This is a genomic window from Streptomyces sp. NPDC001933, assembly GCF_042890955.1.
In the GTDB taxonomy this organism is placed as follows: domain Bacteria; phylum Actinomycetota; class Actinomycetes; order Streptomycetales; family Streptomycetaceae; genus Streptomyces.
In genome coordinates, this window is sequence record NZ_JBIASS010000031.1 from 1 (window position 1) to 10,120 (window position 10,120).

Sequence of the window (10,120 nt, forward strand, 5' to 3'; positions counted from 1 at the left end):
CGATCCTCGCGAAGCTGAGGGCCGGTGACAGACGCCACGCCCAAGGGACAGCTATCGCGCTCAGATGCCGTCGGGGGCGAGGTCAGGGCGCAGCCAGTGCCAGGAGGGCTGGCGCAGCAGTCCCCCGCGGGTCCGGCTCGTGTAGCGGACCTCGCCGACCAGACGTGGCAGGACCCATCGTGCTCCGGCCAAGTGCGGCACCTCGTCGAAGGGGCAGTCGTCGATCGCGGCGGCTTCGAGCAGGGCGGCGAGTGTGGTGCGTTCGGTGTCGCTCCATGCGGTGCCGACGCTGCCCACGTACCGCAGCCCGCCTTCGTGTGCCTCTCCTACGAGCAGGGCGCCGGGCAGGCCGGTGAGCCGGCCGCGGCCGGGCACCCATCCGCCCACGATCACATCGACGGTCCGGACGTGCCGGATCTTGATCCACGAGCGGGACCGGACCCCGGGCTCGTACACAGAAGCAAGCCGCTTGCAGACCAGGCCCTCCAGTCCTGCAGTCCGGGTCGCCTCCAGTGCTTGCTCGCCGTGTCCGACGACCGCCGCGGGCGTCGACCAGTGCTCCCCGTCCAGCCCCAGGCCCTGAAGGAGGGCGCGCCGCTCGGCGTACGGCAGCCCGGTCAGGCCGCGGCCGTCGAGGTGCACGGCGTCGAACAGAACCAGATGCGCCGGCACCGACTGGGCCATGCGGGCGGCCTTCGCCGCCGAGGTCAGGCCCATGCGGGACTGCAGCCGCTCGAAGTCACTGCGCCCCTCACGGTCGAGTGCGACGATCTCGCCGTCCAGAACCGCGCGCCGGCCAAGCACGGCCCCGAGCCCCGCGAGCTCCGGGTAGACGGCGCTGATGTCCGCCCCGGACCGGGACCGCAGTATCACTGTCCCGTCGCCCGGGAGGTAGACCATGGCCCGTTGCCCGTCCTGCTTCACCTCGAACGCCCACCGACCCTCCACGGCCGCGGATGGCAGGCTGCCCGGGGTGGCGAGCATCGGAGCGATCCGCAGCAGCTCCATGACCATCCCGCCCAGGCGCCCGCTCAGGACGCGCTGCGCTTCCTCGCGGCCGCGGTCTTCTTCGTGGTGGTCTTCTTCGCCGTGCGCGTCTTGACGGCCGTGGTCTTCCTGGCCGGGGCGGCCTTCTTGGCCGTGGTCTTCTTGCGCGGCTGCATCGCGTGCACGGTCGCGTCCGGGCCGCCGTGCTCGCCGCGCGATTCCCGGGCCGCCTTGACGGAGGCGTTCAAAGCGGCCATCAGGTCGACGACCTTCCCGGCCTCCTGCTCCTCGCCCCCGGCCGGCTCCGGGAGCTCGGTGCCCTCGGCCTTCGCCTCGATCAGTTCCTCCAGGGCTTCGCGGTACTCGTCCCGGAACCCGGAGATGTCGTCGAGGGCCATGGTGTCGGTGAGCTGGACGGCCCGCTCGATCTCCTTCTCGTCCAGGTCGACGTTCTTCGGCTTGAGGGACTCGGGGCTGCGGATCTCGTCGGGCCACCGCATCGCGTGCAGCACGATCGCATCCTCACGCACCCGCAGCAGCCCCAGCCGCTCACGGTTGTGCCACGCGAACTTCGCGACGGCGACCTTGTCGGAGCGTTCCAGTGCCTTGCGGAGCAACGTGTACGGCTTCGCGGCGACCTGCCCGTCGATCGCGAGGTAGTAGCTGTCGCTGATCCGGATCGGGTCGATGCTGTCGGCGTCGACGAACGCCACGATCTCGATCGCCTTCGCGGTGGGCAGCGGCATCTCGTCGAGCTCTTCATCGGTGACCGGGACCAGCTCGTCCTTCGTGAGTTCGTAGCCCTTGCCGATCTCCTCCGGCGGCACGATCTCGTCGTCGATCGAGCAGACCTTGCGGGTGCGGACCCGGCCCATGTCCTCCAGGTGGACCTGGTGGAAGCGGATGGAATGGTCCTCGGTCGCGCTGACGACCTTGATCGGGATCGTGACCAGGCCAAAGGAAATGGCTCCGGTCCACAAGGGCCGCGGCATGCGTACCTCCAGGCCCCCCTGGCGGGTAGTGGGACGGGAAGCGGACCAACGCGCCGGGAAGAAGGGCGCGCTGACCCCGCGCGGAGACAGGGGCGCGGCCGGGCCGCCTCCCGTACTCCGATCCTTGTGCGAGGCGGGCGTGATCGCATCACAGAAGACACTGACAGCGCCGCAGCCGGCCCGACCACACCGACCAGGGCGGCCTCTTCGGCCAGGTCTCCCGACTGCTCAGGGCTGCGCCCTGGGGCCTGGTGACGACGAAGTCCTCGCCGCGAGTTCCCGCCCGCGGCGATCACCAGAAGCGGCTGCCCAGGAGCGCCCGCTGATGCACGAGACAGCGTCCTGCTGCCACCGTATGGGTGGCTGTCCACGTCCGTAGGAGGCGTTCGTGTTCAGCCGCAGTCGTTGTTGTTGATCTTCAGGGAGCGGGTCTGGTCGTTGAGGTTGTAGCCGCGAAGGTCGTGGATGGAGCCGCCGCTGCGGGTCACGCAGACCCAGCGGCCGCTGTAGTTCCGCTTCTCGTAGACGCGGGCGGTGCGTTCGGAGTTGTTGCGGACCGAGCTGCCGCGGTCCCGGATCGCGGACGGAAGGTCCTTCACGCCGCCGTCGACGGCGCGTCGTACCCATGGCTGTCCGCCGAAGTTGATCTCGGGGTAGATACACACGTAGCCGGGCGGGCAGTCGATCTCTGCCCGCACCATGCCGGAGGCGGAGGCGGAGGCGGGGACGGCCAGAGAGGAGAGGGCCAGGGCGGCGACTGCCGCGGCACGCATCACATTCTTGATCACGACACCAGACATACAGGCTGCGTTGCGCAGGAAGAACGACGTGGCCCGCAGGTTCACTCCGGCAGAGGAGCCGGCCGGGCTCTGCATGCACGGACAGGGCTCAGCGGCAGCCCTGGACCAGACCAATCCCCGACCCGCCGCCACGCACCCGGTACGACTTCCCACCCACGCGGGTGACACCCGCCGGGCAGCAACGATTCTTCGCTGATCAGGGACCGGAGCATGATCGGCGTGACTCGTCATCTGCGCCGAACCGCGCTCCTCACAGCCCTCTCGGCTCTCGCAGGGCTCGCGCTGACCGCCGCCCCCGCCACCGCTACCACGGCCGCCGGCCCCCAAGCTTCCACCGGCCAGGCCCCGTCCCTTCGTGAACTCCCCAAACCGCCCGACGCGGTCAAGGCCCGCGAGCTCCTGGCGGGCCTGGTGGTGGCCGACGAGGACGACGTCCCCGGCTACTCCCGGGCGAAGTTCCCGCACTGGATCACCCAGTACGGCACCTGCGACACCCGCGAGGTCACCCTCCAGCGCGACGGCCAGGGCGTGGTCCAGGACGACCAGTGCCGCGCGGTGTCGGGCACCTGGTACTCCGAGTACGACGGGAAGGTGATCCAGTCCGCCTCGGGCATCGACATCGACCACGTCGTCCCCCTCAAGGAAGCCTGGCGGTCCGGGGCATCCGGGTGGTCGACGCCGCAGCGGAAGGCGTTCGCGAACGACTTGGTCCACTCGCAGCTGATCGCAGTCTCGGCGGGCAGTAACCGGGCGAAGGGTGACAAGGACCCCGGCAATTGGAAGCCCCCGCTGCAGTCGTACCACTGCACCTACAGTCGTGCCTGGATCAGCGTGAAGGCCGAGTACCACCTCACCGCCAACCCCACCGAGGCCACCGCCCTGGAGCAGATGCTCGACACCTGCGACGCCTGACCCCACCCGGCGGCGCCGGGCGTGAACCCTGCCCGGTAGGCCCGCCGGAGCAGCGGACGGGACACCCGTCCGTGCCTTGACTCGCCGCGGGGGAGGAGCAGGACCCCTCCGACCAGGCCTCTTCCCCCGCGGCGACCCACCCCCCAGGACCGTGCCCCGTGATCGCGGTTCGCGGGCCATGCCCGAATGACACCCGCAAGGAGACAAGACGGTGAACGTGAGGACGAGGACCGCGGCCGCGGGAGCGATCGGCATCGCCGTACTGGCACTGACAACACCCGCGGCCAGGGCCATGGGCGAGATCACGAACGAGGCAGCCGGCGTCATCTGCGGCACCGACCGGGCCTCAGGGCTCGCCGTGGCAACGGCCCGTGCCAGGGACTGCGTCACGGCACTCCAGGTCGCGAGGGCCTTCACGCGGACCTGGAACAGCGGCGGTGAAGGGGCCACGACCGTCCACGCCGCAGGATCCACCTGGAACTGTCAGGAACAGCCCGGCACGCTGAATCCGTATCAGGAATGCGTCGAGACAAGCCGCACAGGCCGGTGGATCACCCTGACATCCTGACCAGGGCACCCGCCGACGCCACGCGCCTGCCGGCTGCAGCGCCCGCCGGTACGGTGGGCGCACCGGATCAAGCGTGGCGAGCGGGGGAGCGGGCCCGTCATGGTGCGGGGCGTCGGATGTCGGCGTACACGCGCGCCCGCACCCCCGGCAGGCCGGGTTCGCTGCGTACGGGGGTGATGCCGGAGGTGGCCCACCGCTGCTCCAGCGCGGCCATCACAGTGTGGGCGGTTTCCTCGTCGGCGGCGGTGATGTCGAGGACCACGAGGCCAGGCTCGTCGATGTGCTGGGCGTCGATCTTCATACCGACTGCGACGCGGTCATCGCCCGGCCGGTTCGCCGGCGCCGCGCACACCATCCGTACGAACGACGTGAAGCCCGTCCGGCGGGGCGGCGGTTGACGGACGCCACCCGCCCACGCCCGGCGGCGGGGGAAGGACACCGCCGCGGACATCGGCCAGGACACCGCCTGAGTTCAGGGGACGTCGCCGACCCAGTCCCACCGGCCGGGCTCGCCGGGGCGGGCTTCGTACTCGGCGCGGTCGCCGGCCCCGTACGCGCCGTCGTTCGTGATCAGCATGGCCCCGATGGCCCGCTCTGCAGGTGTCCAGCGGGTGACATCGACGAGTTGGCCGTCCAGGGCGCCGCCGACAAGCTCGACATACTCACGGCCAGGCCGCTCGTAGGGGTCGGGATCGTCGTGGTCGGACCCGTACACCCGTCGCCGCGGCAGTCCAGTCATGCGATCAGGCTGGCACCGCCCGCCCCGCGACGCCCGCGGCACGAGGTTGACGGAATCACATTGCTTGCCACAGCCCAGCTCCTAAGATCACCGCGGACGGATACGTTGTGCTCATTGATCATGACTATCTGTGATGGGTGTCGTAGGTCGACGGCGTTCTACCAAGGCACGAGGAGGAACAGTCATGGCAACAGGACAGCGGGTTGATCCATTCGCCGCGTTCAACTTCACTCTGACCATCGACGGGCTGGAGGGCTCGCACGGGTTCTCGGAGTGCAGCGGGGCCAACACCGAGCAGGACGTGATCGAGTACCGCGAGGGCAACATGGACTTCTCGGTCATCAAGCTCCCGGGGCTGAAGAAGTTCGGTGACATCACGCTCAAGCGAGGCTTCACCACCAACCGAGAGCTCTGGGACTGGCGCCGGGCCGTACTGGAGGGCACTGTGGTTCGCCGCACCGGCCACATCGTGCTCAACGACGAAGCGGGCAAGCCGGCGTTGCGGTGGAAGTTCACCAATGCCTGGCCCAAGCAGTACTCGGCACCGTCGCTCAGCGGCACCGCCACGGAGGTCGCCATCGAGGAACTGGTACTGGTGGTTGAGAGTTTCGAGGTAGAACCTGTGTGACCGCTGTGGCGCCGCCGACAGCGTCGCCGTCGAGTAACACCTCACGATGCCCATGACCCGCGCACGAGGCGGCCGTCGAAGGCCACCTCGCGCGCGGGTTCATTTCTGGGACCGCTTCGGCGGACTTGGAAAGCTGACCCCCGGGGATGCGTCCCGGACATGACCGCGACGCACCCGCCCAGCTCAGACGCGATACGGACGCGCGGCTGCTCGGAAAACTGGCCACGATCCGGGACTGGATCGCCGAGACCGGCGAGAGCCCGTCCGTCCGGCAGATCGGCGAGCGGGTCGGCCTGTCCAGGTAGTAGCGCACCACCCCGTAGGAGACGTCCGCCCCGTGCTCCTCGACCAGCCGGTGAAAGATTCGGGTGACCGTGTGCCGCTGCTTGCGCGGCGCGTCCAGATCTGCCCGGAGGATCTCGTCGATCACCGCCTTGTACGGATCCAGCGTGGTGGCTCGGGGATGCAGCTTCTGGACAGCCCGAGGGCATGGCGCCCTGCAGCCCACGGCGCCCGGTGTCGGCAGGCTTTTGCCGCCTACCCTGCGATGCCGTTCGTGTCGCCAGCAACTTTGCAATAGTGCTTCTGGAGTGCGATTGCGACCTGGCTCCGCGGGTGGCTTTCGGTCGGCTCGATAAGCCTATTGTCTGGAAACTTACAATTCGCTTGATGGGTGAAGGGTCTGTCTATACGTTTGCTCGCGTTGCAGCAGCCAAGGTTGTTGCGTCGGTCGTACGTGTGCCTGGCCGCAGCACAGCGCATCGCTCGGGGGAGCCGGTTGACACCTCCAGCCCTGCCCTGCTGCGTTCCGGGCCGTCAGGAGGGGGAATCAATTGAGCATCACACGTCAACGGATCGCGGCGGTCATCGGAGCGGCAGGCATCACAGCTGCCCTCATGACCGGCACCGCACCCGCCCATGCGCAGCCCGCCGCCCAGGCACTGAATGCCGATTGCCACAAGGCCGTTCAGTCCGCTGCCGCGCGCGGTGAGCACACCGCCACCTGTACCCAGGTGACCGGGGCAACGGCCGCCAGGTCCACCGCGATGTCAGCTGCGGCCGGGCTGACATGCAGGGCCGGCTACCTCACCTATGACCGGCACAAGGCGTGCTCGATGAGCAGCCTGCGGTTCGACATCATTGAGGTGCCCAGCGGGAAGCTGTTGGGCACGATGAACATCCGGGTCACTCAGCGTACGTCGCTGGCGGCCAGGGACTCGCGTACCTGGAAGCACACCATCGGTCTCTACCCGACCAGTGCCAGCGGGGCGGCGCGGGGCGTGATCGCAAGCCTGAAGCTGAATTGCGGCAAGTCCGCGAAGACCAAGTGCACGGTGACCTCCGCTCCCGGTGCCAAGGGACTGTCGGTCAAGAAGGAAACCAGCTTCCCGTTCGCCCTGAAATCACCCGGGCCGAAGACGCTCAAGCACAAGGAAACACCCGTCGTCACCCTGAAGGCGGCCGTCGGGTCACCTGCCACCGGCAGCCTCGCGCAGGCCGCCACCGTGCGCTGCGACTCCGTCAAGGGGATCACGACCAAGGCAGGCGGGTGTGTTCACCCCGGGTACGTTCCTGTCTTCGCGATGTCCCGCACCGACAAGAACGTCAAGGAAGCGGCGCAGCATGTCTGGGACGCGCAGCGCAAGCTGAAGGGGCATCCGGGGCTGCCCGGCGTGGGCAAGCCTTTGCACCGCACCACTGACAAGGCGCTGATTAAGAAGAACCGTGGCAAGGCCTGCCCGAGCAGTCTGCCCCGCCCGACGGGCAAGAGCTGCGACGAGTACCCCTTCGCGTCGACCAAGGAAGGCGGAGCGACGGGTGTCTTCAGCCGCAGGATGATCAACGAGAAGCACAACAGCACCGCCGGTGGATCCAAGTACCTGCTCAAGGCGTACAAGGACAATAGGATCCTGAACGGCGACGCCTTCTGGGTCGCCATCTCCTGACGCCGAGGAGGCACCCGGTATGCCGGAAGAACGCGGGAGTACCCGTGTGTGGGTGTATGCCCGTCAGTTCTACATCGTCGACCCGGACCTCGGTACCGACCAGGTACCGGACATCGCGGACGCCGGCAACGGGCTGATCGCCGTCGAGGAGGACGGTGCCAGTGTCCTGACCGGATTGACCGTCGGACCGGTCGAGGTCACCGTTACCACGCACGTGTCCGAGCCACCTTTCCACGAGGGTGACTGGGACGAGGTGGTGGAGACGTCGTTCGTCTCCACCACCGGCTCGGCTCTTGTCACCTCCTGGGAGGACGGCGAAGCCGAGGACCTGCCCGACCTCGCCACCAGCGGACCGGGAAGCTACCGCGTGCGTGTCCATGCCCGAGGCCGTGACGAGGGACGTGCCAAGGACAGTCTCGGCCCGGACGACGACCCGGTCGAGGCCTACCTGCTTCAGGTGTGGCCCGCTCCCGCGGCCGGAGAACGGATCATCCGCCAGACCGACCAGGTCGGCGACGAATGGCGCCGACTCTAGGAGCTGTCCGGCCGATCATGTGACTACCGCTCGTCCGGGTCGTTGATGCGGGCATGGGGCGGGGTGATCTGAACGATGCTGAGTGGGAACGGTTGCGGCCGTTCCTGCCGGTCGGCAACGGGCGTTGTGGCAGGTGGCGGGATCACCGGCAGGTGATCGACGGGATCCTGCACCGGGTGCGGACCGGCGTCCAGTGGCGTGACCTGCCCGAACGGTTCGGCCCGTGGAGGACGGTCTATGAACGCCACCGGCTGTGGTCGGCCGACGGGACCTGGGAGCGCCTGCTCCAGCGGGTCCAGGCCGAGGCCGACGCGGCGGGTGAGATCGACTGGGACATCTCGGTCGACTCCACCGTCGTCCGTGCTCACCAGCACGCGGCCGGCGCCCGCACCGATCCACCGCCGGCACCCGCCTCAAAGGGGGCCGCGGTGGGAGAACACCAGGACGAGACGCCGTGGCAGAGCCTTCACGGCCGCCTGGTGGAGGTGGTGCTGGAGGTGAGGGCCTGGGCCGCTCGCGCGGCGGGTTCACCACCAAACTCCACCTGAGCGCGGACGGCCGCTGCCGCCCGCTGTAGTACAAGGGTCTTGGCACGTTCAGCGGAGCTGACTGGGTGACTTCACATGCGCACGGTGAAGCTGGCGGTGTTGTGGGGGTCGAGCACAGCCCGCCGCCAGGTGGCGCGAGGTAACGCTCGGGGGCAGATCCGTTGCCATGAAGTCTTCATTGCAGTTCTATGGAGGCATGCCGTTGCCCGTACGCGTGATAGCTCCCGGTCGCCTTGCGACGCTGCGGGAGCAGGCCGGGCTGTCGAAGGCAGAACTTGCGCGACGGATGGGGGTATCGACGCGCATGGTGTTTTTCTACGAGAGGGGTCGGCACACGCCGACCCCTCAGCGGTTGCAGAAGATGGCTACGGCGCTGCACTGCGATGCGGAGGAGCTCACTGGGGTTCGCCGTGGGGATGAAGGGCTCGTCGACCTGCGGTTCGGGTCTGGTCTGACGCTCGATCAGGCGGTGGAGCTGCTGCGCCGGACGGCCGTCGGACGCGATCTATGTCTGTCAGCCCCGAGGCTCTCGGCCTTGGAGCAGGGGCGTCCCGTGCTGGGCCGGAATTGGCGTGATCGCGACGTGGTGGGACGGCTTCCTGCCGCGCTGGCCAAGATCTATGGCGTGCCCGTACGCATGGTCGTGGATGCCTGGATGCGTACCCGTCCTGATGAGCCGGCGCCGGTGCGCCCGAAGGGCCGGGCTCAGGAAGGGGCGAGCGGCTCAGCCAACGCTGCCTGGGAGTCGTTGAACGAGCGGCAGCGGGTCTACCTCGGAGAGGTCTTGCGGGACGAGCGCATGACGGAGACGGAGATGTGGATGCGCCGGACGCATCATCTGCCCGTGCCCCGCCCTGCAGAGTGGCGCAAGCTTCCTCTGGCTCTTCGTGCACCAGCGGATGTCGTGGGCTACACGCGGTTGCAGGAACGGTTGCGGCGTAATGGAGTTCACGACCCTGGAGTCGGTGCGACAATGCACGCCTTGGAACGCCGCGGGCTGCTGGTGACCAGCACTGACGTGGTGCAACATCCGGCAGCTGGCGAGGTGACCAGGGTTCGGGTGGAGATGACAAGGCGGGGCAGGGCCGCCGCCCGCGCCGGACTGGGTAAGCCCGCAGAGCAGCAGTCGGACATGCCTCTGCTGTCCGAGTGGCTGTGGGGGGTCATGGCCCGGGTGGCAGGTGCAGGCCCGGACGGGCTGGACCGGGACGCACTGTCTGGCCGGGCTCCGTTCTACCTGGGCGTCGGGTACAAGAACAGGTCCGCAGGGCGGCCGAGCCGGGGATTCATCGACGAGGTGCCGGTGCTCGCGGACGGCGGGAGTCACGTCGCTGGCTACCGGTGGAAGCTGACCCCGGTGGGCTTGCGACACGCAGCTGAGTACCTGGACGAGTACCGCCGACGCTATCCGCGAGTCGATACCACAGGTATCACGACGCTCGCTGACGAATCCTCATAATCCCCC

Annotated in this window: 12 protein-coding genes and 1 pseudogene; 8 read left to right on the forward strand and 5 right to left on the reverse strand. The window is 68.5% G+C overall.

What is annotated here, in order from left to right; genetic code table 11:
• Positions 1–60 precede the first annotated feature (60 nt).
• The 3 genes from ACFYY7_RS39875 to ACFYY7_RS39885 all read right to left on the reverse strand — a co-directional run bounded on the left by ACFYY7_RS39875 (position 61) and on the right by ACFYY7_RS39885 (position 2,767).
• Entirely contained in the window at positions 61–1,008 is a 948-nt protein-coding gene (locus ACFYY7_RS39875; RefSeq protein ID WP_388669592.1) for an ATP-dependent DNA ligase, read from the reverse strand.
• Between the two features lie 23 nt (positions 1,009–1,031).
• On the reverse strand, positions 1,032–1,979 hold the full coding sequence (locus tag ACFYY7_RS39880) for a Ku protein (protein ID WP_388669595.1): 948 nt from the start codon (positions 1,977–1,979) through the stop codon (positions 1,032–1,034).
• Between the two features lie 392 nt (positions 1,980–2,371).
• Positions 2,372–2,767, reverse strand: coding sequence for a peptidase inhibitor family I36 protein (locus ACFYY7_RS39885; protein WP_388669598.1), 396 nt, complete (start codon positions 2,765–2,767; stop codon positions 2,372–2,374).
• Between the two features lie 222 nt (positions 2,768–2,989).
• Between ACFYY7_RS39885 and ACFYY7_RS39890 the strand changes: the two genes are divergently transcribed.
• Positions 2,990–3,691, forward strand: coding sequence for an HNH endonuclease family protein (locus ACFYY7_RS39890; protein WP_388669601.1), 702 nt, complete (start codon positions 2,990–2,992; stop codon positions 3,689–3,691).
• 211 nt (positions 3,692–3,902) lie between these two features.
• Positions 3,903–4,259 carry a hypothetical protein gene (locus ACFYY7_RS39895; protein ID WP_388669603.1) on the forward strand — a complete coding sequence of 119 codons (357 nt, stop codon included), beginning with the start codon at positions 3,903–3,905 and terminating at the stop codon, positions 4,257–4,259.
• 97 nt (positions 4,260–4,356) lie between these two features.
• Here ACFYY7_RS39895 and ACFYY7_RS39900 read toward each other — a convergent pair whose 3' ends face one another.
• Both ACFYY7_RS39900 and ACFYY7_RS39905 read right to left on the reverse strand, forming a co-directional pair.
• On the reverse strand, positions 4,357–4,560 hold the full coding sequence (locus ACFYY7_RS39900; RefSeq protein WP_376633236.1) for a DUF6207 family protein: 204 nt from the start codon (positions 4,558–4,560) through the stop codon (positions 4,357–4,359).
• Between the two features lie 171 nt (positions 4,561–4,731).
• Positions 4,732–4,998 (reverse strand): hypothetical protein, encoded by a 267-nt coding sequence (locus ACFYY7_RS39905; protein ID WP_388669607.1) that lies wholly within the window; start codon positions 4,996–4,998, stop codon positions 4,732–4,734.
• 184 nt (positions 4,999–5,182) lie between these two features.
• Here ACFYY7_RS39905 and ACFYY7_RS39910 point away from each other — a divergent pair, with 184 nt between their 5' ends.
• The 6 genes and pseudogenes from ACFYY7_RS39910 to ACFYY7_RS39935 all read left to right on the forward strand — a co-directional run bounded on the left by ACFYY7_RS39910 (position 5,183) and on the right by ACFYY7_RS39935 (position 10,114).
• A complete protein-coding gene (locus ACFYY7_RS39910; protein ID WP_360937274.1) occupies positions 5,183–5,626 on the forward strand; it encodes a phage tail protein in 444 nt (147 codons plus the stop codon).
• Between the two features lie 146 nt (positions 5,627–5,772).
• Positions 5,773–5,931: a hypothetical protein gene (locus ACFYY7_RS39915; protein ID WP_360937294.1), complete on the forward strand. Its 159-nt coding sequence runs from the start codon at positions 5,773–5,775 to the stop codon at positions 5,929–5,931.
• 591 nt (positions 5,932–6,522) lie between these two features.
• Positions 6,523–7,572, forward strand: coding sequence for a NucA/NucB deoxyribonuclease domain-containing protein (locus ACFYY7_RS39920; RefSeq protein WP_388669611.1), 1,050 nt, complete (start codon positions 6,523–6,525; stop codon positions 7,570–7,572).
• 52 nt (positions 7,573–7,624) lie between these two features.
• Positions 7,625–8,107 (forward strand): hypothetical protein, encoded by a 483-nt coding sequence (locus ACFYY7_RS39925; protein WP_388669614.1) that lies wholly within the window; start codon positions 7,625–7,627, stop codon positions 8,105–8,107.
• A gap of 53 nt (positions 8,108–8,160) precedes the next feature.
• Positions 8,161–8,681, forward strand: a pseudogene (locus ACFYY7_RS39930) (IS5 family transposase); the annotation flags it as partial.
• A gap of 140 nt (positions 8,682–8,821) precedes the next feature.
• Positions 8,822–10,114 carry a helix-turn-helix domain-containing protein gene (locus ACFYY7_RS39935; protein WP_388669617.1) on the forward strand — a complete coding sequence of 431 codons (1,293 nt, stop codon included), beginning with the start codon at positions 8,822–8,824 and terminating at the stop codon, positions 10,112–10,114.
• Positions 10,115–10,120: the final 6 nt, after the last annotated feature.

Excerpts from the sequence above, each read along its gene's own strand:
- ACFYY7_RS39875 (WP_388669592.1), bottom strand. The coding sequence starts at position 1,008 with ATGGAGCTGCTGCGGATCGCTCCGATGCTCGCCACCCCGGGCAGCCTG.
- ACFYY7_RS39915 (WP_360937294.1), top strand. The coding sequence starts at position 5,773 with ATGCGTCCCGGACATGACCGCGACGCACCCGCCCAGCTCAGACGCGAT.
- ACFYY7_RS39905 (WP_388669607.1), bottom strand. The coding sequence starts at position 4,998 with ATGACTGGACTGCCGCGGCGACGGGTGTACGGGTCCGACCACGACGAT.
- ACFYY7_RS39890 (WP_388669601.1), top strand. The coding sequence starts at position 2,990 with ATGATCGGCGTGACTCGTCATCTGCGCCGAACCGCGCTCCTCACAGCC.
- ACFYY7_RS39920 (WP_388669611.1), top strand. The coding sequence starts at position 6,523 with ATGACCGGCACCGCACCCGCCCATGCGCAGCCCGCCGCCCAGGCACTG.
- ACFYY7_RS39900 (WP_376633236.1), bottom strand. The coding sequence starts at position 4,560 with ATGAAGATCGACGCCCAGCACATCGACGAGCCTGGCCTCGTGGTCCTC.
- ACFYY7_RS39935 (WP_388669617.1), top strand. The coding sequence starts at position 8,822 with ATGAAGTCTTCATTGCAGTTCTATGGAGGCATGCCGTTGCCCGTACGC.
- ACFYY7_RS39910 (WP_360937274.1), top strand. The coding sequence starts at position 5,183 with ATGGCAACAGGACAGCGGGTTGATCCATTCGCCGCGTTCAACTTCACT.
- ACFYY7_RS39880 (WP_388669595.1), bottom strand. The coding sequence starts at position 1,979 with ATGCCGCGGCCCTTGTGGACCGGAGCCATTTCCTTTGGCCTGGTCACG.